Source organism: Pseudomonas sp. LS.1a (assembly GCF_022533585.1).
Classification (GTDB): Bacteria; Pseudomonadota; Gammaproteobacteria; order Pseudomonadales; family Pseudomonadaceae; genus Aquipseudomonas.
In genome coordinates this window covers 4,369,325-4,392,879 of sequence record NZ_CP092827.1, presented here as the reverse complement: position 1 = coordinate 4,392,879, position 23,555 = coordinate 4,369,325, and the positions used below count along the sequence as shown (strand labels likewise).

Below are 23,555 nucleotides of genomic sequence, written 5' to 3'. Positions count from 1 at the left end.
TCCACCGAATACACGAATCACGAGAAGCGAAACCACCATCATGATGCGCAGCCATTATTGCGGCCAACTGAACGAGAGCCTGGACGGCCAGGAAGTCACCCTTTGCGGCTGGGTCCATCGTCGCCGCGACCACGGCGGGGTGATCTTCCTCGACATCCGTGACCGCGAAGGCATGGCCCAGGTCGTGTTCGACCCGGATCGCGCCGAAACCTTCGCCGCTGCCGACCGCGTGCGCAGCGAATACGTCGTGCAGATCACCGGCAAGGTCCGCAAGCGCCCTGAAGGTGCGGTGAATGCCAACATGGCTTCCGGTGCCATCGAGATCCTCGGCTACCAGCTGAACGTGCTCAACGAAGCGGAAACCCCACCGTTCCCGCTGAACGAATACTCCGACGTCGGCGAGGAAACCCGCCTGCGCTACCGCTTCATCGACCTGCGTCGCCCGGAAATGGCCGACAAGCTGCGCCTGCGTTCGCGCATCACCAGCAGCATTCGTCGCTTCCTTGACGAAAACGGCTTCCTCGACGTCGAGACGCCGATCCTGACCCGTGCCACCCCGGAAGGCGCGCGTGACTACCTGGTGCCTAGCCGTACCCACGCCGGTAGCTTCTTCGCCCTGCCGCAGTCGCCACAGCTGTTCAAGCAGCTGCTGATGGTCGCCGGCTTCGACCGCTACTACCAGATCGCCAAGTGCTTCCGTGACGAAGACCTGCGTGCCGACCGCCAGCCGGAATTCACCCAGATCGACATCGAGACCAGCTTCCTCGATGAAAGCGAGATCATGGGCCTGACCGAAAGCATGATCCGCAAGCTGTTCAAGGAAGTGCTGGACCTGGAATTCGGCGAATTCCCGCACATGACCTTCGAAGAGGCCATGCGCCGCTACGGCTCCGACAAGCCGGACCTGCGCATTCCGCTGGAACTGGTCGACGTTGCCGACCAGCTCAAGGACGTCGACTTCAAGGTGTTCGCCGGCCCGGCCAACGATCCGAAATGCCGCGTTACCGCCCTGCGCCTGCCAGGCGGCGCCAGCATGCCGCGCAGCAAGATCGACGAGTACACCAAGTTCGTCGGCATCTACGGTGCCAAGGGCCTGGCCTACATCAAGGTCAACGAGCGCGCCAAGGGCGTCGAAGGCCTGCAGTCGCCGATCGTCAAGAACATCCCCGAGGCCAACCTCAACACCATCCTCGATCGCGTTGGCGCCGTTGACGGCGACATCGTGTTCTTCGGTGCCGACAAGTTCAAGGTGGTCAGCGAAGCCCTGGGCGCGCTGCGTATCCGTCTGGGCCACGACTTCGAGCTGCTGACCTGCGAGTGGGCACCGATGTGGGTGGTCGACTTCCCGATGTTCGAAGAGAACGAAGACGGCAGCTTCACCGCGCTGCACCACCCGTTCACCGCGCCGAAATGCACTCCGGAAGAGCTCGAGGCCAACCCGGCCAGCGCTCTGTCGCGTGCCTACGACATGGTCCTGAACGGTACCGAACTGGGTGGCGGTTCGATCCGTATCCACCGCAAGGAGATGCAACAGGCCGTGTTCCGCCTGCTGGGCATCGAAGCGGCAGAACAGGAAGAGAAGTTCGGCTTCCTGCTCGACGCCCTGAAGTTCGGTGCACCGCCTCACGGTGGCCTGGCCTTCGGCCTGGACCGCCTGGTCATGCTGATGACCGGCGCCCAGTCGATCCGTGAAGTGATCGCCTTCCCGAAAACCCAGAGCGCCGCGTGTGTCATGACCCAGGCCCCAGGCATGGTCGACGCCAAGGCCCTGCGCGAGCTGCACATCCGGCTGCGCGAACAGACCAAGGTCGAGTAAGCAGTCCCCGGGCGCATCCACATGGATGCGCCTTTGCGTTTCGGCGCAGGCAATTTCCCGTCCCGCCCCGCACAGGGGCGGGGCTGTTTGTGATTCAAAGGATTCGGAGTCGTTATGGCTGGTCATTCCAAGTGGGCAAACATCAAGCACCGCAAAGAGCGCCAGGATGCCAAGAGAGGCAAGATCTTCACCAAGTGGATCCGCGAGCTGACGGTCGCCGCCAAGCAGGGCGGTGCTGACCCGGCCTCCAACCCACGCCTGCGCCTGGCGCTGGACAAGGCCCTGGGCGCCAACATGAGCCGCGACATCATCGATCGCGCCGTGGCCCGTGGTGCCGGTACCAACGAAAGCGACAACGTCGAAGAACTCAGCTACGAAGGCTACGGCCCGGGTGGCGTGGCGATCATGGTCGAGGCCATGACCGACAACCGCAACCGTACCGCCGCCGCCGTGCGTCATGCCTTCACCAAGTGTGGTGGCAACCTGGGTACCGACGGTTCGGTGGCCTACCTGTTCGAGCGCAAGGGGCAGATCAGCTTTGCCCCGGGCGTGGAGGAAGACGCGCTGATGGAAGCGGCGATGGAAGCCGATGCCGACGACGTGGTGGCCAACGATGACGGCTCGTTCGACGTGTTCACCTCGTTCAACAGCTTCTACGCCGTGCGCAATGCCCTGGAAGAGGCGGGCTTCAAGGCCGCTGACGCGGAAATCGTCATGCAGCCGACCACCAGCGCCGAACTCGACCAGGACGGTGCCGAAAAGGTGCTCAAACTGATCGACATGCTCGAAGACCTGGATGACGTGCAGAACGTCTACTCCAATGCCCAGATTTCCGACGAGATCATGGAAAACCTCGGCTAAGGTGTCCTGGCTATCCAGGCCAGTTCTTCAAGTTTGTCAGCGCCTGTACCGGCCCTTTCGCGGGTAAACCCGCTCCCACAGGTACTGCACCACATTCAGAATCGGTGCAGTACCTGTGGGAGCGGGTTTACCCGCGAAAGGGCCGGTACAGTTTGCACAGATGCATCAATTTTTTTGACAGGCACTATGACTCTGATTCTTGGTATCGACCCCGGTTCGCGCATCACCGGCTATGGCGTGGTACGCCAGACCGCCCGTGGTTGCGAGTACGTGGCGTCGGGCTGCATTCGCACCGGCAGCGGCGAGCTGCACGAGCGGCTGCAGATCGTCTTTCGTGGCGTGGGTGAAATCATCGCCCAGCACGGCCCGGTCACCATGGGCATCGAGCGGGTGTTCATGGCCCGTAACGCCGACTCGGCGCTCAAGCTTGGCCAGGCCCGTGGCGCGGCCATCGTCGCCGCCGCCGAAGCCGGCCTGGAAATCGCCGAATACAGCGCCACTCAGGTCAAGCAGGCGGTAGCCGGTACCGGCGGGGCCAACAAGGAGCAGGTGATGATGATGGTCATGCACCTGCTGAAACTGACGCAGAAGCCGCAGATCGACGCCTCCGATGCCTTGGCCATCGCCTTGTGCCACGCCCATACCCGCTCCAGCCTGGTGCCGCATGGCCTGGCCACGGCGCGGCGACGCGGAGGGCGCTTGCGTCTGTAGGCGCTTCATGCGCTGATACACATTTTGTTCGGGTGATGCGTTCACCCGCTGCATTTGCTGATAGGGTTGAGCGGTCTTTGACCGGCTCCCCGAGAGGAAGGATCGGAACGTGATTGGACGTTTGCGCGGCACCCTGGCGGAAAAACAGCCGCCGCACCTGATTATCGACGTCAACGGCGTGGGTTACGAACTGGAAGTTCCCATGACCACGCTGTACCGTCTGCCCAAGGTGGGCGAACCCGTAACCGTGCATACCCACCTGGTGGTGCGCGAGGACGCTCACCTGCTCTACGGTTTTGCCGAAAAGCGCGAGCGCGAGCTGTTCCGCGAGCTCATCCGCCTGAACGGCGTAGGGCCGAAGCTGGCCCTGGCGCTGATGTCCGGGCTGGAAGTGGACGAGCTGGTGCGCTGCGTGCAGGCCCAGGACACCTCGGCCCTGGTGCGCGTGCCCGGTGTCGGCAAGAAGACCGCCGAACGCCTGCTGGTAGAGCTCAAGGACCGCTTCAAGGCTTGGGAAACTTCCCCGGCCATGTTCACCCTGGTCTCCGACGGGCCGCTGCCGGTGGCCAGCGCATCCACAGCCGAAGCTGACGCAGTCAGCGCCCTGGTTTCGCTCGGCTACAAGCCGCAGGAAGCCAGCAAGGCGATCGCCGCGATCAAGGACAAGGCCGGCCTGAGCAGTGAAGAACTGATCCGTCGCAGCCTGAAAGGGATGATTACCAAGTGATCGAAGCCGACCGCCTGATCGCCGCCAGTGGCCGCGACCGTGAAGAAGTCCAGGACCGTGCGATCCGCCCGCTGCGGCTGGACGAGTACATCGGCCAGCCGGTGGTGCGCGAGCAGATGGCGCTGTTCATCCAGGCCGCCCGTGGCCGCAGCGAATCGCTCGACCATACGCTGATCTTCGGCCCGCCCGGCCTTGGCAAGACCACCCTGGCCAACATCATCGCCCATGAAATGGGCGTGTCGGTCAAGAGTACCTCGGGGCCGATCCTCGAGCGCCCGGGCGACCTCGCGGCCATGCTGACCAACCTCGAACCGCACGACGTGCTGTTCATCGACGAGATCCACCGGCTGTCACCGGTCGTCGAAGAAGTGCTGTACCCGGCGATGGAGGACTTCCAGCTCGACATCATGATCGGCGAAGGGCCGGCGGCCCGTTCTATCAAGCTCGACCTGCCGCCGTTCACCCTGGTCGGTGCCACCACCCGTGCGGGCATGCTCACCAACCCGCTGCGGGACCGTTTCGGTATCGTCCAGCGCCTGGAGTTCTACAGCGACAAGGACTTGGCCACCATCGTCAGCCGTTCGGCCGGCATCCTCGGCCTGGCCATCGAAGACCAGGGGGCCTACGAGATCGCCCGTCGGGCCCGCGGCACGCCACGTATCGCCAACCGCCTGCTGCGCCGCGTGCGCGACTACGCCGAGGTGCGCGGCAAGGGCCAGATCACCAAGGCCGTGGCCGACATGGCGCTCAATCTGCTGGATGTCGACGAGCGCGGTTTCGACCACTCCGACCGCCGCCTGCTGCTGACCATGATCGAGAAGTTCGACGGTGGCCCGGTCGGCGTGGACAACCTGGCGGCAGCCATCAGCGAAGAGCGCCACACCATCGAGGACGTGCTCGAGCCGTACCTCATCCAGCAAGGCTACATCATGCGCACGCCGCGCGGCCGCGTGGTCACCCGGCATGCCTACCTGCACTTTGGCCTGAACGTACCCGGGCGCCTGGGGGAGGGTGGGGATTTTTCCGAAACGGGCGATGAGTGACAGATCGAAAACAGCTTTTCGTGGTCCTACCGCTGGCATGCCGAGGGTGCGCTGGCAATAGGACATAAATGAAGAAAAAACAGTTGCCACAGCGGATTGGCAAGCTGAGGAGTAAGCACTAGAGTATGCGCGCGCAAAATGGCCTGGAACCGTTCGCACACCGTTGTCGTGTCTATTACGAGGATACCGATGCCGGTGGTGTGGTGTATTACGTCAATTACCTGAAATTCATGGAGCGCGCGCGTACCGAGCGGCTGCGGCACCTGGGCTTTTCCCAGGCGCAACTGGCCGAAGACAACCTGCTGTTCGTGGTCCACTCCAGCGAAGCGCGCTATCACGCGCCGGCGCGGCTGGACGACGAGCTTCGGGTTACCGCGCAAGTACTTGAACTCAATCGCGCCAGCCTGCGCTTCGTGCAGCAGGTCTGGCGGGAAAAGGATGAAACGCTGCTCTGCGAAGGGCAGTTCCTGGTGGCCGCCGTGCGCGCCGACACTTTCAAACCCCGAGCCATACCCCCGGAGCTGCGTGACGCCTTTGCGGCGGACGGCTCGGGTACTCAATCGAATGCAGGAGAATAAGCGTGGAAGCTAACGTCGTCGACCATACCTCCATGTGGAGTCTGGTCAGCAATGCCAGCGTGTTGGTACAGCTGGTAATGCTGATCCTGGTGGCCGCCTCGGTCACCTCATGGATCATGATCTTTCAGCGCAGCACCATGCTGCGCGCCGGTCGTCGTGCGCTGGATGCCTTCGAGGAGCGCTTCTGGTCGGGTATCGACCTGTCCAAGCTGTACCGCCAGGCAGGCAGCAACCCGGACCCGGACTCCGGGGTCGAGCAGGTCTTCCGTGCCGGCTTCAAGGAATTTTCGCGTCTGCGCCAGCAGTCGGGCGTTGATCCGGACGCGGTCATGGAGGGTGTTGCCCGTGCCATGCGCGTAGCCATCTCGCGCGAGGAAGAAAAACTCGAGCAGAGCCTGCCGTTCCTGGCCACCGTCGGTTCGACCAGCCCGTACATCGGCCTGTTCGGTACCGTATGGGGCATCATGAACTCCTTCCGCGGCCTGGCCAGCGCCCAGCAGGCCACCCTGGCCACGGTTGCCCCGGGTATCGCCGAAGCGCTGATCGCCACCGCCATCGGCCTGTTCGCGGCAATCCCGGCGGTCATCGCCTACAACCGCTTCTCGGCCCGCAGCGAAGTGCTGATCGGCCGTTACTACACCTTCGCCGACGAGTTCCAGGCGATCCTGCACCGCAAAGTGCACACCAGCGAAGAGTAATCAGGTAGAAGCCCATGGCCCGAGTTCGCCACAAACGCAAGCCCGTCGCCGAGATGAACGTGGTGCCCTACATCGACGTGATGCTGGTACTGCTGGTCATTTTCATGGTGACGGCGCCCATGCTCAACCAGGGCGTGAAGGTAGACCTGCCCAAGGTTTCCAGTGAAGCCTTGCCGCAGGACAACAACGTCCAGATCCTCACCATCTCCATCAAGGCTGACAAGACCTACTACTGGAACCTCGGCAGCGAAGTCGATACCGACAAGCAGATGGACAAGGCCATGACCTTGCCTGCCATGACCGACGCGGTGACCAAGATCATTGCCGCCGGCCGTGACCAGGGCAAGCAGACCCAGGTGTTCATTCGTGGCGACAAGGCTGTCGACTATGGCGCGGTCATGGGTGCCATGGGCGGGTTGCAGAAGGCCGGTGTCGGTAACGTTGGCCTGATTACCGAGGCGCCCTGATGCAACAGCGAGAGCCATCCGCCTCGGAAAGCTACTTCTGGCCCAGTGTCTGGGCCATCGGCCTGCATGTGCTGGTGTTCGCCCTGCTGTTCGTCAGTTTTGCCATGACGCCTGAGCTGCCGCCATCCAAGCCGATCGTCCAGGCTACCCTGTACCAGCTCAAGTCCAAGAGCCAGGCGACCACCCAGACCAATCAGAAGATTGCCGGGGAAGCGAAGAAAACCGCTTCGCGCCAGACCGAGGTCGAGCAGCTGGAACAGAAGAAGGTCGAGCAGGAGGCCGTGAAGGCCGCGGAACAAAAGAAAGCCGACGCCGCTCAAAAGGCCGAAGAGGCCCGCGAGGCCGCCGAAGCCAAGAAAGCCGAGGCAGCGGCCGAAGCCGCCAAGGCTGCCGAGGCCAAGAAAGCCGCCGAAGCCAAGAAGGCCGAAGAGGCGAAGAAGGCTGCCGAGAAGCAGCAGGCCGACATCGCCAAGAAGAAGGCCGAAGAAGAAGCCAAGAAAAAAGCCGAAGAAGAGGCCAAGAAAGAGGCCGCTGAAGAGGCGAAGAAACAAGCCGCCGAGGACGCCAAGAAAAAGGCAGCCGAAGAGGCCAAGAAGAAAGCTGCCGAGGACGCCAAGAAGAAAGCGGCGGCCGAGGAAGCGAAGAAGAAGGCAGCTGAAGAGGCCAAGAAAAAGGCCGCTGCAGACGCCCAGAAGAAAAAGGCACAGGAAGCGGCCCGCAAGGCGGCGGAAGACAAGAAAGCCCAGGCCCTGGCCGAGCTGTTGTCCGACACCACCGAACGGCAGCAGGCGCTGGCCGACGAGCAGGGTGACCAGGTGGCTGGCGACTTCGACGACCTGATCCGCTTGCGCGCGGCCGAGGGTTGGGCGCGTCCGCCTTCCGCGCGCAAGGGCATGACGGTGGTCCTGCAGATCAACATGTTGCCGGACGGTACCATCACCAACGTCAGCGTGGCCCGGTCCAGTGGTGACGGCCCGTACGACAGTTCGGCGGTGGCTGCGGTGAAGAACATTGGTCGTTTGACCGAGATGCAGGGTATGAAGCCGAGCGATTTCAACCAATATCGTTCGTTCAAGATGACATTTACACCTGAGGATCTAGCGTTGTGATTAAACGTCTGAGAGGACTGCTGGTCATGCTGTGCTGCGTGGCAGGCATGGCCGTGGCAGAGGAAAAGAACATCCTGGTCACCAGCGGCAGCGACCGGGCCACGCCCATCGCGGTAGTGCCGTTTGGTCTGCAGGGCGGCAGCGTGCTGCCGGAAGACATGGCCGACATCATCGGCAACGACCTGCGCAACTCCGGCTACTACTCGCCGATTCCGCGGCAGAACATGATCAGCCAGCCGTCGCAGGCCAGCGAAGTGATCTTCCGTGACTGGAAAGCGCTGGGCGCGCAGTACGTGATGGTCGGCAGCATCGTGCCGTCGGGCGGTCGCCTGCAGGTGCAGTACGCGCTGTTCAACGTCGCCACCGAGCAGCAAGTGCTGACCGGTAGCGTGGCGGGCAGCGTCGACCAGCTGCGCGACATGGCGCACTACATTTCCGACCAGTCGTTCGAGAAGCTCACCGGCATCAAGGGTGCGTTCTCCACCCGCATGCTGTACGTGACGGCCGAGCGTTTCTCCACCAACAACACCCGCTATACCCTGCAGCGTTCGGACTACGACGGTGCACGTGCGGTCACCCTGCTGCAATCGCGTGAACCGATCCTGTCGCCACGCTTTGCACCGGATGGCAAGCGCATCGCCTATGTCTCGTTCGAGCAGAAGCGCCCGCGCATCTTCGTCCAGCACATCGATACCGGTCGCCGCGAGCAGGTCACCAACTTCGAAGGCCTGAACGGCGCGCCAGCCTGGTCGCCGGACGGCTCGCGCCTGGCGTTCGTGCTGTCGAAGGACGGCAACCCGGACATCTACGTGATGAACGTGGCTTCGCGCCAGATCAGCCGTGTCACCGCTGGCCCGGGCATCAACACCGAGCCGTTCTGGGGCAAGGATGGCAACACCCTGTACTTCACCTCCGACCGTGGCGGCAAGCCGCAGATCTACAAGCAGTCGGTCGGTGGCGGTGGCGCCGAGCGTGTAACGTTCGTGGGTAACTACAACGCCAACCCGAAACTGTCGGCGGACGAAAAGACCCTGGTGATGATCCATCGCCAGCAGGGCTTCACCAACTTCAAAGTTGCGGCCCAGGATTTGCAGCGCGGAAGTGTAAAGATTCTCTCGGAAACGAGTCTTGATGAGTCTCCCACTGTTGCGCCAAACGGCACCATGCTAATCTACGCCACCCGCCAGCAGGGCCGGGGAGTCTTGATGCTCGTGTCGCTTAATGGCCGCGTGAGGCTCCCACTTCCTACCGCTCAAGGCGAAGTCAGAGAACCGTCCTGGTCCCCTTACCTGAACTGATTGCGGCGTAATAATTTTTGCTTAACACACTGGGGTTTCATTAGGAGTTTCACGATGGAAATGCTGAAGTTTGGTAAATTTGCTGCGCTGGCTCTGGCCATGGCCGTAGCTGTAGGTTGCTCCTCGAAGGGCGGTGACAACGCAGGCGAAGGCGCTGCTGTAGATCCGAACGCTGGCTACGGTGCCAACGCTGGCGCTGTTGACGGCTCCCTGAGCGAAGAAGCTGCCCTGCGCGCAATCACCACCTTCTACTTCGAATACGACAGCTCGGACCTGAAGCCAGAAGCCATGCGCGCTCTGGACGTTCACGCCAAGGACCTGAAAGCCAACGGCAACCGCGTTGTCCTGGAAGGCAACACCGACGAGCGCGGCACCCGCGAGTACAACATGGCTCTGGGTGAGCGTCGTGCCAAGGCCGTTCAGCGCTACCTGGTTCTGCAGGGCGTTTCCCCTGCTCAGCTGGAACTGGTCTCCTACGGTGAAGAGCGTCCGGTTGCCACTGGCAACGACGAGCAGTCCTGGGCTCAGAACCGTCGCGTAGAACTGCGTAAGTAAGTTCTTATGCGTATGTGCCGCCGTGTAGTAACCGTCCTCGCACTCAGCCTGCCGCTCGCGGCCTGGGCTGAGGTCCCTGTAATTGATGACAACGCAGGCAGTTATCCGCCTGCGGGTTATGGCACGAGCGGCGCCTATGCCGGGTCGGGGGCTTCGGCCCCTGCCTCTGCACAGGGCCAGCTGTTCATGCAGCTGCAACAGATGCAGGATCAGCTTTCCCGCCAGCAAGGCATCATCGAAGAGCTGCAGAACGATGTGTCGCGCATGAAGCAGGAAAACCTGGAGCGTTACCAGGACCTGGACCGTCGCATCAACAGTGGCGCCGCGCCTGCCGCGACCCCTGACAATTCCTCCGGTGGTGGTGCATCCAGTGCCGCCCCCGATGCAGCAGCAGGTGCTGCTGCGCAACAACCGGCCGCCAGTAGCGAGCCCGGTGATCCGGCGAAAGAAAAGCTCTATTACGATGCCGCTTTCGACCTGATCAAGCAGAAAGACTTCGACAAGGCCAGCCAGGCGTTCAACGCCTTCCTGCGCAAGTACCCCAACAGCCAGTACGCGGGCAATGCCCAGTATTGGCTGGGTGAAGTGAACCTGGCCAAGGGCGACCTGCCAGCCGCCAGCCAGGCTTTTGCCCAGGTCAGCCAGAAGTATCCGAAGCACAGCAAGGTGCCGGATTCGCTGTACAAGCTGGCCGATGTCGAGCGCCGCATGGGCCATACCGACAAGGTCAAGGGTATCCTGCAGCAGGTCATCTCCCAGTATCCTGGCACCTCGGCCGCGCAACTGGCCCAGCGTGACCTGCAGAAGCTCTAAGCAGCACCGTTTGAAAGAAACCCGCGCCTGTCGCGGGTTTTTTCGTTAGAATCACTGCCCTTTTTTCGTAAACACGCTGCTGCGGATAACGCTATGTCGAGTCCGCGACAGTGCCTGACGGAGGCGGGCAGCCTGTTTAGCTGTCACGCCCGTGGCGAGCATGCAAGACACATTACGCATCACCGAAGTCTTTTACTCTTTGCAGGGTGAAACGCGAACGGCCGGGTTGCCCACGGTATTCGTGCGCCTCACCGGTTGCCCCCTGCGCTGCCAGTACTGCGACAGTGCCTATGCCTTCAGTGGCGGTACCCTTCGCACCCTCGATTCGATCCTTGAGCAGGTCGCCGGCTTCAAGCCGCGCTACGTCTGCGTCACCGGTGGCGAGCCATTGGCCCAGCCCAATGCCTTGCCGCTGTTGCAGCGCCTGTGTGACGCCGGTTACAAGGTGTCGCTGGAGACCAGCGGCGCGCTGGATATTGCCGGCACCGACACCCGCGTCAGCCGCGTGGTCGACCTGAAGACCCCAGGCTCCGAAGAGTCGCACCGTAACCGCTACGAGAACATCGAGCAGCTGACCCGCAACGACCAGGTCAAGTTTGTCATCTGTTCCCGTGAGGACTACGACTGGGCGGTCTCCAAGCTGATCCAGTACAACCTGGCCGAGCGTGCCGGCGAGGTGTTGTTCTCGCCCAGCCACCACCAGGTGAACGCCAGCGACCTGGCGGACTGGATCGTCGCCGACAACCTGCCCGTACGCTTCCAGCTGCAGCTGCACAAGCTGCTGTGGAACGACGAACCCGGACGTTGATTGAGGAGCAAGCACACATGACCGACAAACGCGCAGTCATCCTGTTGTCCGGCGGCCTGGACTCGGCCACCGTGGTCGCCATGGCCAAGGCCGAAGGCTACAGCTGCTACACCATGAGTTTCGACTACGGCCAGCGCCACCGCGCCGAACTGAACGCCGCTGCCCGCGTTGCCCGCGACCTGGGTGTGGTCGAGCACAAGGTGATTGGCCTGAACCTGAACGGTATCGGCGGCTCGGCATTGACCGACAGCAGTATCGACGTGCCTGAAACCCCGGGTGAAGGCATCCCGGTCACCTACGTGCCGGCGCGCAACACCGTGTTCCTGTCCCTGGCCCTGGGCTGGGCAGAAGTACTGGATGCCCGTGACATCTTCATTGGCGTCAATGCCGTGGATTACTCCGGCTACCCCGATTGCCGCCCCGAGTTCGTCGAAGCCTTCGAGCGCATGGCCAACCTGGCGACCAAGGCCGGTGTCGAAGGGCGGGGCTTCCGCATCCAGGCGCCGCTGCAGAACATGAGCAAGGCGCAGATCGTACAGGCCGGCATGGCCCGCGGCGTGGACTACAGCCTGACCGTTTCCTGCTACCAGGCCGACGATGACGGGCGTGCCTGCGGCAAATGCGACAGCTGCCGCCTGCGTGCCGACGGCTTCAAGGCAGCCGGTGTCGCAGACCCGACGCGATACTTTTGAAAAAACTTTGATGGGGTGTTGATTTCCTGTTAGAAATCAGTATTATACGCGCCATCCAACGGGTCGTTAGCTCAGTTGGTAGAGCAGTTGGCTTTTAACCAATTGGTCGTAGGTTCGAATCCTACACGACCCACCATATGCAGTACGTCAAAGCCCGCTACCGGCAACGGTCGCGGGCTTTTTCGTTTTCGGCTGCTTGTACTGGCCTCATCGCCGGCAAGCCAGCTCTCATGGAACAACACATAAATCATTGATTTAGCAGGGCTCTGTGGGAGCGGGCGTGCCCGCTCCCACAAGGGATTGTGACGCGCTCTCGAACATTGTTCCCTGTGCGACAGCGCAGCCCAAAGGGCTGGGCAATCTCCCACAGGTAAAGCACAGGCCTTGAGAGCCGTGCGGACGTTGTGGGAGCGGCCTTGTGTCGCGAAAGGGGCGCAAAGCGCCCCCAGCTTACTCAGCCCACTCCGGATCCCCGGTAAACACAACCGTAAGCCAGCGGTCCGGCCCTTCACCTCCCACGGCATCACCGATCTCGTTGCGCCACGCATCCCATTCATCGATGGTTTTTGCGGCCATGGCCTTGGGCACGATGAAGTACAACTCGATCTCCCGCGAGCGCCCGACCTTGGCCACATAAGCCCGGTACGACTGCAACCCATGGCGTGCGACGAAGGCTTTGGCGACTTCGTCCACATGCAGCTTGAGGTCGCCAGGGGTCACCAGGAAAATTTCCGAAAGGGCCTGGCGCACCACAGACATCGGCAACGGTACGATCACCAGGCAAACCAGCGCCAGCACTGCCGGGTCGATGTAGGGCGATACCCATTCCAGTGAAGTGCCCTGTACCGCGTAACCAAAGCAGAAGGCGATCAGCAGCGCGGCGGTAATGCTGGCTGACATCACCCAGCCTTTCACGTCCATGCGCACGAAATCCGAGCCCAGCTTGCGGTTGGCGCGGGCCTCGACAATGGCGATGGTCACGCAGGCGATCACGGTCAGCAGCGCGTAGACCATGGCGATGCCGAACTCCAGGTGGCGCCCGCCTTGCAGCAAGCTGCTGACGGCGTTGATCAGTGCATAGATGGCCACGCCGCTGAGCAGGATGCCGTTGAGCGCCAGCACCATCGGCTCCAGGTGCCAGAAGCCCATGGTGAAGCGCTCGCGCAGCTTGCGCGACATCTGCACGCTGGTGGTGTGCGCGGTAATCAGCCTGACCACCACCAGCGACAGCCCGCTCATGCTGGCATCGACCAGCGAATAGACGCCGTCGAAGACGATGGAGAACGAGCCGGAGGCCAGGCCGAAGGCGATGCCGATGATGGCGATGAACAGGGTGACGGCAATCGAGGTGCGTAACAGGCCCTGTTCGCTGGTGATGTCGAAGAAGGTGGATCTGGTTGCGGTTTGCATAAAATGTGCTCTAGAAGAAACGGTGATGCTGTATTGCTTGTCAGGGCCTCTTCGCGGGTGAACCCGCTCCCACAGGTTGGCGTCGCCTTGGAGATCGGCGCAAAACCCTGTGGGAGCGGGTTCACCCGCGAAGAAGGCGCATTGGCCCTGACAGGTTAGACGCGGAATTGCTCCATCAACGCCTGCTGCTGGTTGGCCAGCCGGTTCAGGGCCTGGCTGATCCGCGCCGACTCATCGGCCTGGCCTGCCAGCGATTCGGTCACATCGCGAATGCCGGCCACATTGCGGTTCACCTCTTCGGCCACCGCGCTCTGCTCTTCGGCTGCCGAGGCAATTTGCAGGTTCATGTCGCTGATCACCGCCACTGCCTCGCCAATCCGTTGTAGCGCCGGCAGCGCCTGCTCCATGCGCGTGGCGCTGTCTTGCGCCTGGCGCTGACCTTCGTGCATGGCGCCCACCACATCCTGGGTGCCTTGCTGCAAGCCCTCGATGACCTGGCGAATTTCCTCCACCGATGTCTGCGTGCGCTGGGCCAGGCCACGCACTTCATCGGCTACCACGGCAAAACCACGCCCGGCTTCGCCCGCGCGGGCGGCTTCGATGGCGGCGTTGAGCGCCAGCAGGTTGGTTTGCTCGGCAATGGTACGGATCACTTCCAGCACCGAACCGATCTGCCCGCTGCGGCCCTCCAGCGCGCGCGCCTCGTCCATGGCGGTGTTCATGCCGGCAGCCAGGCGGTCGATGCCCTGGCGGGTGCTGTCGATCAGTTGCAGGCCTTCGCGGCTGGCCTGGTCGGCTGCGCGTGCAGCCTGGGCCGCCTGCGAGGCGTTATGGGCGACATCCAGGGCGGTGGCGCTCATCTCGTTGGCAGCGGTGGCCACCTGTTCGATTTCACGGTGCTGTTGCTGCATGCCGTCGCTGGTCTGGCTGGCGATGGCGGCCGACTGGTCGGCGGTACCACGTGCTTCCTGCAGTGAGCCTTTGACCTGGGCAATGACCGGTTGCAGCTTGTCGAGAAAGCGGTTGAACCAGCCGGTGAGCTGGCCCAGTTCATCCTGGCGGGCGTAGTCCAGGCGACGGGTGAGGTCGCCTTCGCCGCTGGCGATGTCTTCCAGGCGTGCGGCCACGGCCAGGATTGGTCGGGTCACGCCACGCGCGGTCAGCCACACCAGCAGCAAACCGACTACCGCAGCGCCCAGGCCAACCAGCAGGCTGGTGAGGTTGGCGCTGTGGTTGTGCGCGTCCAGGCGCTGGTTGAGGGCGACGGCAGGCGCCTGCAGCACGCTTTCCGGCAGTTCCAGCAGTACCTGCCAAGGGGCGGCATCAGGGATCGGCGTGAATGGGTGGGCAACACGCAGCAGGCCATCGGCTACCGTCTTGTCCATGGGCTCGCCGAGTTTGCTGTCGTCGCGGCTGTTGCCGGCCAGCAGGCCGGCTGCGCTGGCGATGCTGACCTGGCCCTGGCCATCGAACAGCTCCCGGCGGCCGTCCAGGCTCAACTGCTGCAGGTTGGCCAGGCCGATGTCCAGGCCAACCACGCCGACCACCTTGCCATGCTCCAGCAGCGGCAGGGCGATGCTGGTCATCAGCACCTGGCGGCCATTCACCTCGTCGAGGTATGGCTCAAGCATGCAGGTTCTGGCGGTGTCCTGCGGGCAGGTCAGCCAGCGGTTCTTTGCCACGCCGTTGCTGCCGATGCTGGCGTCACCGAGCATCGATTCCGGCATGGCTTCAAGCTCCAGAGTGCCGGGGCGGGGTTGTGACCAGTACAGTGAGAAACGCCCGCTTTCGTTGCTGCCCACGGCATCCTGGCCGAGGTACTGGCTGTCCTGGTCCAGGGCGTCGGGCTGGAAAACCAGGTACAGGCCGATCACGTCCGGGTTGCCGGCCAGGCTGGTGCGGGCCTGGCGCGTCAGCTCGGCGCGCAGGTCGCTGCCGCCACGGGCCTTGAGCACCTGTACCAGGCGGGCAAAGCCATTGCCGTACTGGTAGGCGTCCATGAAATAGCGCTGGATGCGCAGGGCCTGGGCTTCGGCATGGGCCTGCAGGCGCAGGCGTGCGCTGCTGTCGAGCATTTCGGTGTTGGCCTGGTTGACCAGTGCCGCGCTGCGCCGCGCCTGGGCCAGCGACGTAGTCACCAGCAAGGCGACGATGGCCAGCAGGCACAGGCCGGCGAGCAGGGTGATCTTCCACTGGATGGAGAGGCGGCGCAGCGGCATGAGGGCTTTCCTTTTCGATCAAGTACAACGCCCGCGTTCAGGCGCGGGCGTTGTCGGCAGCGTGGGTCATTCAGCGATGTAGTTGGGCGGGGTGTCCCTGAAGGCTTTGGTCAGCCAGGCCAGGTACAGCAGGCCGAGCAGTGCCCAGACGCCACCGAACAGCAGCGAATGCGCGTTCAGGTCCAGCCACAGCGAAACGATGATGCAGAAGCCAATGGTGGGCGCCACCAGATACGTCAGCTGGTTGGCCAGGCCTTGGCGCTTGCCTTCGCGCAGGTAGCAGTGGTTGATCACTGACAGGTTGACGAAGCTGAACGCGACCAGTGCGCCAAAGTTGATGATCGAGGTGGCGGTGACCAGGTCGAAGAAGATCGCTGACAGCGAAATCAGCCCCACCACCGCGATGTTCAACACTGGCGTCTTGTAGCGGGAATGCAGGCGGGCGAACAGGCTGGCCGGGATCACGTTGTCGCGGCCCATCACGTACAGCAGGCGCGACACGCTGGTCTGCGAGGCCAGGCCCGAGGCGATGGTGTTGATCACGGTGCAGGCGATGAAAATCGACTGGAACAGCTTGCCGCCGACGTACAGGGCGATTTCCGGCAGTGCCGCTTCCTGGTCATGGAAGCGGGACATGGTCGGGAAGTAGGCCTGGATGAAGTACGACACGGTGATGAACACCATGCCGCCGATCAGTGCGGTGAGGAAGATTGCCCGAGGGATGGTCTTGCCCGGGTCGCGGGTTTCTTCGGACAGGCAGGTGACCGCGTCGAAGCCCAGGAACGAGAAGCACAGGATGGTCGCACCGGCGGCCAGGGCGCTGAGCTGGGTCTGGTTGTCGGCGAATGGCAGCAGGCTCCAGGCGGTACCCAGCCCTTCACCTTGGTCCAGGCCGCGCACGCACAGGTAGATGAACACGGCGATGATCGCCACCTGCACGGCCACGAACAGCAGGTTGAAGTGCGCCACCAGGTTCACGCTGCGCATGTTGATCAGGCTGATCAGGGTGACGAAGCCAGCCACCCACATCCACTCCGGTACTTCCGGGAACATGGCCGAAAGGTACAGCTTGGCCAGCAACGCATTGACCATTGGCAGCAGCAGGTAGTCCAGCAACGACGACCAGCCGACCAGGAAGCCCACGTGCGGGTTGATCGCACGCTGGGTGTAGGTATAGGCCGAGCCCGACTGTGGGAAGCGTCGTACCAGGGTGCCGTAGCTCACGGCGGTGAACAGGATTCCGGCCAGCGCCAGGATGTAGGCGCTGGGTACGTGCCCGGCGGTAATCCCGGATACGATGCCGAAGGTGTCGAACACGGTCATCGGGGTCAGGTAGGCCAGGCCGATGATGATCACGTGCCAGAGACGCAGGGTTTTGCTAAGTTGGCCATTGCCGGAGGCGCTGTGGTCATGCTGCATGCTGGCATGGCTCCTGCGGCTGGGCGTAAACGGCGGGCACGGTGTACTGCGCATGCGGCAAGGGCGAGCGGGTGGGCTCCATGTTGTTCACCTTTATTGTTGGAGCGGCGGGGACGCGGGGGAGCGCGCAAAGTGGTGAAAATAAAAAACGATGGGTAGCTGGGTGTCAAGTTAAACATGACAAGATGTTGCTGAATTGAAATATTTATCGATTCAAGTGGGGTTTTGTTCGGTTATTGCGCGTTTTTTTGCGGTTTTGATCAATTTGAGTGTTCGTAAAAATTAACGAATGCCGGTCTCCCATGGAAAGGCTGTCAGGCGTTTCCCAAAAGCGGGATTTCTCGAGCCGGGCCAGCGCCAGGCCTGGGCTGCGGTGGTACTCTTGGCGTTCTGTGTGGCCCTTGGCCGCCTACGAAGCCCTTACGGACAGCAATCGGTTCTATTCATGAAGAAATCAGTTGGCATCCTTTCCGGCCTGGCTATCGCCATCGCCGTCGCAATCACCGCTGGCGCCTGGTACACCGGCAAGCAGCTGCCTGCGGAGCTGGACAACGCCCTCGTCCGCAGCAACGCCGAACTCAAGAAGGCCCTGGTGAGCACCGGTGGCAGCATGAGTATCGAGCGGGTATCGCTGGAGCAGCATTTCTTCAGCAGTACCGCCCAGTACCGGCTCAAGGCCCGCGATATCAACCTGGGCGAAGGCGAAGTGGTGAATTTCGACGTGGGCGTGACCGACCAGATCGAGCATGGCCCGTTCCCCTGGTCGCGGGTAAAGGCGTTGAAGCTGATGCCGGTGCTGGCGGTCAGCAACAGCACGCTGCAGAAGGACGACGCCACTGCGCCGTGGTTCGCCGCCGCAGGCGAGCAGGCACCGGTCAGCGCGCAGACCAGCCTGGGTTACGACGGCAATGTGGTCAGCCAGATCCAGCTGGCGCCGGTCAAGCTTGACGAAGCGGATGGCAACAGCCTCGACTTCTCGGGCATGCAGTTGCAAGTAAGCGGTGATCAGGAAGGCAAAGCCTCGCGCTTCCACGGCCAGGCCGACCGTTTCGTGATGAAGCTGGTGCGCGATGACCAGCCGCCTGCCACCTTCGAGCTCAACGGCCTGAAGGTCGGCGGCCAGCTGGCGGCCACCGCGCACGAGGCCATCTATGTGGGCAACGTCGACCTGGCGCTGGCCGAAACCAAGGTCACTCTGGGGCCCAGGCAGCAGGTGCTGGTGGTCAAGGGCCTGGAGCAGAACGCCCTGCAAACCCTTGACGGCCCGGATACCGTGGGTGGCCGCGTGGAGTACAAGGTTGGGGATATCACCTGGGATGGCCGTGCGGTGGGCAAGGCGCAAATGGCGGTGAGCATCACGTCGGTCAACGCCCCGGCGCTGCAGGCGCTGTCGACGTGGTACCAGGCGCACCTGCCGGAATTCGAGGCCGCAGCCGCAGCCGGCCAGCCGGTGCCGGAAATCCAGATGGACGATGTGGAGAAGGCCAGGTTCCAGGGCGAGCTGCAGAAACTGCTGGCTGCCAAGCCCCGGGTGGCGGTGGAAAACCTGTCGTTCAAGACCGCCAATGGCGAAAGCCGCTTTGACCTTTCGATGGGCTTCGCTGCCCCGGCCAGCTTCGACCTGCCGCCTGACCAGTTGAGCAAGCAACTGATCACCGAGGTTAAGGGCAAGCTGTCGTTGTCCAAGCCGATGATCGGTGACCTGGCAACCTTGCAGGCGCTGCTGGATGGCCAGACCGACGCCCAGGCCATTGCCATGCAATCGAGCCAGGCCGGGGAAATGGTCGGCATGATGGCGTTGCAGAGCGGCATGGCCACCGTGCAGGGCGATGATGTGGTAAGCAGCTTGCACTATGCCGATGGCATGGTCGATTTCAACGGCCAGAAAATGACCGTGGAAGAGTTCGCGATGCTCATGGCCTCGCACCTGGCGGCCCTGTCGCCGCAGGGCTGATCGAAAGCCTGTACCGGCCTCTTCGCGGGTAAACCCGCTCCCACAGGAGTTTGGCAGATTCTGTGGGAGCGGGTTCACCCGCGAAAGGGCCAGCACAGGCAACACAAAAACCACTTTAGAATTCGCTGGATTGTCTGTAGCCTTCGGCCTCCGATAATAATCCGCGCCCGCAGAGGGCCGTGGCGGCCTGCGTGCCGTCCGGCGCCCCTAGCCGATCTGTCAGGGCCGGGTGATACACTCGATTTGACGCGCACAAGCGCCTGCAGGTCCAGCGATCATGACCCAGATTTCCGAACGCCTGTTGGTTCAGGCCCACCTCGACGCCAAGCAGCCCAACCCGCTGACAGCCGAGCAGGAGACCGAATACCGTGCGGCCATCGCTGCCGAGCTCAAGGCCCAGAACGCCGTGCTGGTCGCCCACTATTACTGCGACCCGGTCATCCAGGCGCTGGCCGAAGAAACCGGCGGCTGCGTGTCCGACTCGTTGGAAATGGCCCGCTTCGGCAAGAACCACCCGGCCGAAACCGTGATCGTTGCCGGTGTGCGCTTCATGGGCGAGACGGCGAAAATCCTCACCCCGGAAAAGCGCGTGCTGATGCCCACCCTGGAGGCTACCTGCTCGCTCGACCTGGGCTGCCCGGTGGAAGAGTTCTCGGCCTTCTGCGACCAGCACCCGGAGCGTACCGTGGTGGTCTATGCCAACACTTCCGCTGCCGTGAAGGCCCGTGCCGACTGGGTGGTCACCTCGAGCTGCGCGCTGGAAATCGTCGAAAGCCTGATGGACAACGGCGAGACCATCATCTGGGGCCCGGACCAGCACCTGGGGCGTTACATCCAGAAGCAAACCGGTGCCGACATGCTGCTGTGGGACGGTGCCTGCATCGTTCACGAAGAGTTCAAGTCGCGCCAGTTGGCCGACATGAAGGCGCTGTACCCGGATGCAGCGATTCTGGTGCACCCCGAGTCGCCGGAAGCGGTGATCGAACTGGCCGACGCGGTGGGTTCCACCAGCCAGCTGATCAAGGCTGCCCAGACCCTGCCGAACAAGACCTTCATCGTCGCCACCGACCGCGGCATCTTCTACAAGATGCAGCAGCTGTGCCCGGACAAGGAGTTCGTCGAAGCCCCGACCGCCGGTAACGGCGCGGCATGCCGCAGCTGCGCGCACTGCCCGTGGATGGCGATGAACACCCTGGAGCGTGTGCTGGATTGCCTGCGTAATGGGTCTAACGAGATTTTTGTCGACCCGGCGCTGGTGCCGAAAGCGATCAAGCCGCTGAACCGGATGCTGGACTTTACCCAGGCGGCGCGCCTGAAGTTGTCCGGTAACGCCTGACGCTGTACCGCGTCGCTTTCTTCGCGGGTAAACCCGCTCCCACAGGTACAGCGCAGCGCTCACGGGCTGCGCTGTCCCTGTGGGAGCGGGTTTACCCGCGAAAGGGCCTTCAACGCCCCATCATTTCCTGAACCATGCGCTGCTGCTCCATGACCTCGCGCTGGCGCTGGTCAATCTGTGCTGCCAGCGGGAAGTTCCCGCCCGCACGGCGCTTGGCGTAATCCAGCTGCTGGATGGCCTGGTCAAAATCGCCCACCAGTGTGAAGTACTCGGCACGCGCCCGGTGCAAACCAATGGTATTGCCCGAAAGGCCCCGCACTTCGGCCATGTCGTACCACACGTCCGGGTCATCCGGCCGGCTCTTCACCAGCTCGTTCAACACCTTCTCCGCCTCGGCGGGCTTGTTCTGCTTCACCAGCAAGTCGGCACGCACCTGTTTCAGCGGGTAGTTGCCCGGGTACAGGCCCTGCATGCGTTCGGCCCGCTGCTGCGCGTCGGCCAGGCGGTTGTTGGTGATATCCAGGTCGATCTGCGCCAGGTTGTAGGTAATGTCGTTGGGCGCCTTGGCCAGCAGCGGCTTGAGCAGTTCGCGCGCCTCGTTCAGCTGGCCACCCTTGATCTGCGCCAGGGCCAGGCCGTAACGCGCGGCGTCCAGCTTGGGGTCTTCGTCCAGCTGGGCGCGGAAGCGTTTGGCTGCCAGCCCCGGGGTGCCTTCGTAGGTCAGCGCCACCCGGGCACGGATCAGCTGGTAGCGCATGCTGTCCTCGACGCCGCCCTTGGGGGCCTGCTCGGCACGGTTGCGGGTGTCGGCGATACGCGACTCGGTTACCGGGTGGGTCAGCAAGAATTCCGGTGGCTTGGCGTCGTAGCGGTACTGCCGGGCCAGGCGCTCGAACATGGTCGGCATGTTGCGCGGGTCGTAGCCGGCCTTTTCCAGGTTCTGGATGCCGATACGGTCGGCTTCCTGTTCGTTTTGCCGAGAGAAGCGCCGCTGTTCCTGGATCGCCGCTGCCTGGGTGCCGGCGATCACGCCGATACCGGCATCACCGCCACCACCGGCGGCCAGCACGATACCGGCCAGCAACGCCGCCATCATCGGCAACTGCATGCGCTGCTGGGCCTCGACGCCGCGGGCGAAGTGGCGTTGCGACAAGTGCGCCAGTTCGTGGGCCAGTACCGAGGCGTACTCGCCTTCGGTCTGGGCGTTGAGGAACAGCCCGCCGTTGACCCCGACGATGCCGCCCGGGGCGGCAAAGGCGTTGAGCTCGCGGCTATCGATAAGGATGAATTCCAGGCGTCGGTCCTGCAGTTGGCTGGTTTCGGCCAGGCGATACACGCTGGTTTCGACGTAATCTTTCAGCTGCGGGTCGTTGAGCTGGTTGACCTGGCCACGCAGCAGGCTCAGCCAGGCACGGCCGAGCTGGTGCTCCTGTTGTGGCGAGACGATCGCGGAACTGGCGTCGCCCAGTGATGGCAGGTCGTCAGCGTGGCCGGGGAGGGCCAACAGGCAGGCCAGCGTCAGCAGGGTAGGGCGCAGTAGATTCATGCATGAAGCTCGCGTCGGTCAAAGATACCTACTGTAGCGGGCTCACACGTTGGCGACCAGTGGCGCTATCCTAGCCGGCCAAATCCAGATACAGCCTGGCAATGCCTTTGGAGAGCCCCACGATGAGTGACACCCTGACCTGTGACGCCGAGCTGGACGCCAGCGGGCTGAATTGCCCTTTGCCGCTGCTGAAGGCCAAGATGGAGCTCAACCGCCTGGCCAGCGGCGCGGTGCTCAAGGTCATCGCCACCGACGCCGGCTCACAACGCGACTTCCGCACTTTCGCCCAGTTGGCAGGTCATACCCTGCTGCGGGAAACGGCCGAGGCCGGTACCTACACTTACTGGCTGCGCAAGGCCTGAGTCTTTCCAAGGATCGTCAATGTTCAAAGTGCTTCGCGACTGGATGCAGCGCTACTTCTCCGATGAGGAAGCGGTGGTGCTGGCGGTCCTGTTGTTCCTGGCTTTTACCGCGGTACTCACCCTGGGTGGCATGCTTGCACCGGTGTTGGCGGGCATGGTGCTGGCGTTTCTGATGCAGGGGCTGGTCAATGCCCTGGAGCGCGTGCGGGTACCGACCCGGCTGGCGGTGATGCTGGTGTTCGCCCTGTTCATGGGCGCGCTGGCTGTGTTCATGCTGGTGCTGGTGCCGCTACTGTGGCACCAGTTGATCACCCTGTTCAACGAACTGCCGGGCATGCTCGGCAAGTGGCAGTCGCTGCTGTTGCTGTTGCCCGAGCGTTACCCGCACCTGGTGTCGGACGAACAGGTGCTGCATGCCATCGAGTCGGTGCGCGGGGAAATCGGAAAGTTCGGCCAGTGGGCACTGACCTTCTCGCTGTCGAGCCTGCCGTTGCTGGTCAATGCCATGATCTACCTGGTGCTGGTGCCGATCCTGGTGTTTTTCTTTCTCAAGGACCGTGAACTGATCGGCCGTTGGGTCAGCGGCTACCTGCCACGCCAGCGCAGCCTGCTGAACCGCGTGGGCAGCGAGATGAACCGGCAGATCGCCAACTACATCCGCGGCAAGGGCATCGAGATCCTGATCTGCGGCATTGCCACCTACATCGCCTTCATCAGCCTGGGGCTCAACTACGCCGCGTTGCTGGCGCTGCTGGTGGGGCTGTCGGTGGTGGTGCCTTACGTGGGCGCGGTGGTGGTGACCGTGCCGGTGACGCTGATCGCACTGTTCCAGTGGGGCTGGGGTGACCAGTTCATCTACCTGATGACGGTGTACGCGATCATCCAGGCGCTGGACGGCAACGTGCTGGTGCCGCTGCTGTTCTCCGAGGCGGTGAGCCTGCACCCGGTGGCGATCATTTGCGCAGTGCTGCTGTTTGGCGGGTTGTGGGGGTTCTGGGGGATCTTCTTCGCCATCCCGCTGGCGACGCTGATCAAGGCCGTGCTGGATGCCTGGCCGCGGCAGGAGCCTAGCGTTTCGCCGATGCTCTGAATGCAAATGGGGCCGCTTTGCGGCCCATTCGCGGACCTTGTGG

At 62.9% G+C, this 23,555-nt stretch carries 22 protein-coding genes, 1 tRNA gene and 1 pseudogene; 19 read left to right on the top strand and 5 right to left on the bottom strand.

Features of this window, described 5'->3' with window-relative positions; genetic code table 11:
- Nucleotides 1–40: 40 nt before the first annotated feature.
- The 15 genes from aspS (at nucleotide 41) to MKK04_RS20225 (ending at nucleotide 12,312) form a co-directional block, all read left to right on the top strand.
- Nucleotides 41–1,816: an aspartate--tRNA ligase gene (gene aspS / locus MKK04_RS20295; RefSeq protein ID WP_207830737.1), complete on the top strand. Its 1,776-nt coding sequence runs from the start codon at nucleotides 41–43 to the stop codon at nucleotides 1,814–1,816.
- Between the two features lie 114 nt (nucleotides 1,817–1,930).
- Nucleotides 1,931–2,677, top strand: coding sequence for a YebC/PmpR family DNA-binding transcriptional regulator (locus MKK04_RS20290; protein ID WP_013973810.1), 747 nt, complete (start codon nucleotides 1,931–1,933; stop codon nucleotides 2,675–2,677).
- 186 nt (nucleotides 2,678–2,863) lie between these two features.
- The gene (gene ruvC / locus MKK04_RS20285; RefSeq protein ID WP_004375291.1) at nucleotides 2,864–3,388 is read left to right on the top strand and encodes a crossover junction endodeoxyribonuclease RuvC; all 525 of its coding nucleotides are present in this window, start codon (nucleotides 2,864–2,866) and stop codon (nucleotides 3,386–3,388) included.
- A gap of 109 nt (nucleotides 3,389–3,497) precedes the next feature.
- The gene (gene ruvA, locus MKK04_RS20280; RefSeq protein ID WP_015271473.1) at nucleotides 3,498–4,115 is read left to right on the top strand and encodes a Holliday junction branch migration protein RuvA; all 618 of its coding nucleotides are present in this window, start codon (nucleotides 3,498–3,500) and stop codon (nucleotides 4,113–4,115) included.
- A complete protein-coding gene (ruvB, locus tag MKK04_RS20275) occupies nucleotides 4,112–5,158 on the top strand; it encodes a Holliday junction branch migration DNA helicase RuvB (protein WP_087502834.1) in 1,047 nt (348 codons plus the stop codon). The genes ruvA and ruvB overlap by 4 nt, the downstream gene beginning before the upstream one ends.
- Nucleotides 5,159–5,283: 125 nt before the next feature.
- Nucleotides 5,284–5,736 (top strand): tol-pal system-associated acyl-CoA thioesterase, encoded by a 453-nt coding sequence (gene ybgC / locus MKK04_RS20270; RefSeq protein WP_015271472.1) that lies wholly within the window; start codon nucleotides 5,284–5,286, stop codon nucleotides 5,734–5,736.
- Nucleotides 5,737–5,738: 2 nt separating this feature from the next.
- Nucleotides 5,739–6,434: a protein TolQ gene (gene tolQ / locus MKK04_RS20265; protein ID WP_063913019.1), complete on the top strand. Its 696-nt coding sequence runs from the start codon at nucleotides 5,739–5,741 to the stop codon at nucleotides 6,432–6,434.
- Between the two features lie 14 nt (nucleotides 6,435–6,448).
- Nucleotides 6,449–6,901, top strand: a complete 453-nt coding sequence (gene tolR, locus MKK04_RS20260) for a protein TolR (protein WP_003254760.1) — start codon at nucleotides 6,449–6,451, stop codon at nucleotides 6,899–6,901.
- Nucleotides 6,901–8,010: a cell envelope integrity protein TolA gene (tolA, locus tag MKK04_RS20255; protein WP_063913018.1), complete on the top strand. Its 1,110-nt coding sequence runs from the start codon at nucleotides 6,901–6,903 to the stop codon at nucleotides 8,008–8,010. Before tolR ends, tolA begins: the two co-directional genes overlap by 1 nt.
- Nucleotides 8,011–8,036: 26 nt before the next feature.
- A complete protein-coding gene (tolB, locus tag MKK04_RS20250) occupies nucleotides 8,037–9,308 on the top strand; it encodes a Tol-Pal system beta propeller repeat protein TolB (RefSeq protein ID WP_063913017.1) in 1,272 nt (423 codons plus the stop codon).
- 54 nt (nucleotides 9,309–9,362) lie between these two features.
- Nucleotides 9,363–9,863: a peptidoglycan-associated lipoprotein Pal gene (pal, locus tag MKK04_RS20245; RefSeq protein ID WP_015271469.1), complete on the top strand. Its 501-nt coding sequence runs from the start codon at nucleotides 9,363–9,365 to the stop codon at nucleotides 9,861–9,863.
- A 6-nt stretch (nucleotides 9,864–9,869) separates the two neighbouring features.
- Complete coding sequence (ybgF, locus tag MKK04_RS20240) at nucleotides 9,870–10,676, top strand: tol-pal system protein YbgF (protein WP_233687520.1); 807 nt, start codon at nucleotides 9,870–9,872, stop codon at nucleotides 10,674–10,676.
- Nucleotides 10,677–10,836: 160 nt separating this feature from the next.
- A complete protein-coding gene (queE, locus tag MKK04_RS20235; protein ID WP_207830739.1) occupies nucleotides 10,837–11,484 on the top strand; it encodes a 7-carboxy-7-deazaguanine synthase QueE in 648 nt (215 codons plus the stop codon).
- Between the two features lie 17 nt (nucleotides 11,485–11,501).
- Entirely contained in the window at nucleotides 11,502–12,176 is a 675-nt protein-coding gene (queC, locus tag MKK04_RS20230) for a 7-cyano-7-deazaguanine synthase QueC (protein ID WP_207830742.1), read from the top strand.
- A gap of 60 nt (nucleotides 12,177–12,236) precedes the next feature.
- Nucleotides 12,237–12,312 (top strand) — tRNA-Lys (locus tag MKK04_RS20225).
- Nucleotides 12,313–12,626: 314 nt separating this feature from the next.
- On the opposite strand, the gene MKK04_RS20220 is transcribed toward MKK04_RS20225, so the two are convergent.
- From MKK04_RS20220 to MKK04_RS20210, 4 genes and pseudogenes are all read right to left on the bottom strand, one after another.
- Nucleotides 12,627–13,586 (bottom strand): cation diffusion facilitator family transporter, encoded by a 960-nt coding sequence (locus tag MKK04_RS20220; RefSeq protein ID WP_241105924.1) that lies wholly within the window; start codon nucleotides 13,584–13,586, stop codon nucleotides 12,627–12,629.
- Between the two features lie 155 nt (nucleotides 13,587–13,741).
- The gene (locus MKK04_RS26735) at nucleotides 13,742–14,497 is read right to left on the bottom strand and encodes a methyl-accepting chemotaxis protein (protein WP_402799486.1); all 756 of its coding nucleotides are present in this window, start codon (nucleotides 14,495–14,497) and stop codon (nucleotides 13,742–13,744) included.
- 102 nt (nucleotides 14,498–14,599) lie between these two features.
- Nucleotides 14,600–15,586, bottom strand: a pseudogene (locus MKK04_RS26730) (PDC sensor domain-containing protein); the annotation flags it as partial.
- Nucleotides 15,587–15,871: 285 nt separating this feature from the next.
- Nucleotides 15,872–17,224, bottom strand: a complete 1,353-nt coding sequence (locus MKK04_RS20210; RefSeq protein WP_241105923.1) for an APC family permease — start codon at nucleotides 17,222–17,224, stop codon at nucleotides 15,872–15,874.
- Nucleotides 17,225–17,669: 445 nt separating this feature from the next.
- Between MKK04_RS20210 and MKK04_RS20205 the strand changes: the two genes are divergently transcribed.
- Nucleotides 17,670–19,178, top strand: coding sequence for a YdgA family protein (locus tag MKK04_RS20205; RefSeq protein ID WP_241105922.1), 1,509 nt, complete (start codon nucleotides 17,670–17,672; stop codon nucleotides 19,176–19,178).
- A gap of 277 nt (nucleotides 19,179–19,455) precedes the next feature.
- Complete coding sequence (gene nadA / locus MKK04_RS20200) at nucleotides 19,456–20,514, top strand: quinolinate synthase NadA (RefSeq protein WP_241105921.1); 1,059 nt, start codon at nucleotides 19,456–19,458, stop codon at nucleotides 20,512–20,514.
- A gap of 109 nt (nucleotides 20,515–20,623) precedes the next feature.
- Here the strand turns inward: nadA and MKK04_RS20195 are convergent, their stop codons facing one another.
- Entirely contained in the window at nucleotides 20,624–22,060 is a 1,437-nt protein-coding gene (locus tag MKK04_RS20195) for a M48 family metalloprotease (RefSeq protein ID WP_063913009.1), read from the bottom strand.
- Nucleotides 22,061–22,182: 122 nt separating this feature from the next.
- Here MKK04_RS20195 and MKK04_RS20190 point away from each other — a divergent pair, with 122 nt between their 5' ends.
- Both MKK04_RS20190 and MKK04_RS20185 read left to right on the top strand, forming a co-directional pair.
- On the top strand, nucleotides 22,183–22,422 hold the full coding sequence (locus MKK04_RS20190; protein WP_008097503.1) for a sulfurtransferase TusA family protein: 240 nt from the start codon (nucleotides 22,183–22,185) through the stop codon (nucleotides 22,420–22,422).
- Between the two features lie 19 nt (nucleotides 22,423–22,441).
- A complete protein-coding gene (locus tag MKK04_RS20185; RefSeq protein WP_063913008.1) occupies nucleotides 22,442–23,512 on the top strand; it encodes an AI-2E family transporter in 1,071 nt (356 codons plus the stop codon).
- Nucleotides 23,513–23,555 lie beyond the last annotated feature (43 nt).

What these genes read in the sequence shown, in the direction of transcription:
- aspS (WP_207830737.1), top strand. Translation starts at nt 41, where the DNA reads ATGATGCGCAGCCATTATTGCGGCCAACTGAACGAGAGCCTGGACGGC.
- queC (WP_207830742.1), top strand. Translation starts at nt 11,502, where the DNA reads ATGACCGACAAACGCGCAGTCATCCTGTTGTCCGGCGGCCTGGACTCG.
- MKK04_RS20205 (WP_241105922.1), top strand. Translation starts at nt 17,670, where the DNA reads ATGAAGAAATCAGTTGGCATCCTTTCCGGCCTGGCTATCGCCATCGCC.
- MKK04_RS20220 (WP_241105924.1), bottom strand. Translation starts at nt 13,586, where the DNA reads ATGCAAACCGCAACCAGATCCACCTTCTTCGACATCACCAGCGAACAG.
- ybgC (WP_015271472.1), top strand. Translation starts at nt 5,284, where the DNA reads ATGCGCGCGCAAAATGGCCTGGAACCGTTCGCACACCGTTGTCGTGTC.
- MKK04_RS20210 (WP_241105923.1), bottom strand. Translation starts at nt 17,224, where the DNA reads ATGCAGCATGACCACAGCGCCTCCGGCAATGGCCAACTTAGCAAAACC.
- tolR (WP_003254760.1), top strand. Translation starts at nt 6,449, where the DNA reads ATGGCCCGAGTTCGCCACAAACGCAAGCCCGTCGCCGAGATGAACGTG.
- MKK04_RS20190 (WP_008097503.1), top strand. Translation starts at nt 22,183, where the DNA reads ATGAGTGACACCCTGACCTGTGACGCCGAGCTGGACGCCAGCGGGCTG.
- tolA (WP_063913018.1), top strand. Translation starts at nt 6,901, where the DNA reads ATGCAACAGCGAGAGCCATCCGCCTCGGAAAGCTACTTCTGGCCCAGT.
- queE (WP_207830739.1), top strand. Translation starts at nt 10,837, where the DNA reads ATGCAAGACACATTACGCATCACCGAAGTCTTTTACTCTTTGCAGGGT.
- ruvC (WP_004375291.1), top strand. Translation starts at nt 2,864, where the DNA reads ATGACTCTGATTCTTGGTATCGACCCCGGTTCGCGCATCACCGGCTAT.
- nadA (WP_241105921.1), top strand. Translation starts at nt 19,456, where the DNA reads ATGACCCAGATTTCCGAACGCCTGTTGGTTCAGGCCCACCTCGACGCC.
- pal (WP_015271469.1), top strand. Translation starts at nt 9,363, where the DNA reads ATGGAAATGCTGAAGTTTGGTAAATTTGCTGCGCTGGCTCTGGCCATG.
- tolB (WP_063913017.1), top strand. Translation starts at nt 8,037, where the DNA reads ATGCTGTGCTGCGTGGCAGGCATGGCCGTGGCAGAGGAAAAGAACATC.
- ybgF (WP_233687520.1), top strand. Translation starts at nt 9,870, where the DNA reads ATGCGTATGTGCCGCCGTGTAGTAACCGTCCTCGCACTCAGCCTGCCG.
- MKK04_RS20290 (WP_013973810.1), top strand. Translation starts at nt 1,931, where the DNA reads ATGGCTGGTCATTCCAAGTGGGCAAACATCAAGCACCGCAAAGAGCGC.
- MKK04_RS26735 (WP_402799486.1), bottom strand. Translation starts at nt 14,497, where the DNA reads ATGCAGCAACAGCACCGTGAAATCGAACAGGTGGCCACCGCTGCCAAC.
- MKK04_RS20195 (WP_063913009.1), bottom strand. Translation starts at nt 22,060, where the DNA reads ATGAATCTACTGCGCCCTACCCTGCTGACGCTGGCCTGCCTGTTGGCC.
- MKK04_RS20185 (WP_063913008.1), top strand. Translation starts at nt 22,442, where the DNA reads ATGTTCAAAGTGCTTCGCGACTGGATGCAGCGCTACTTCTCCGATGAG.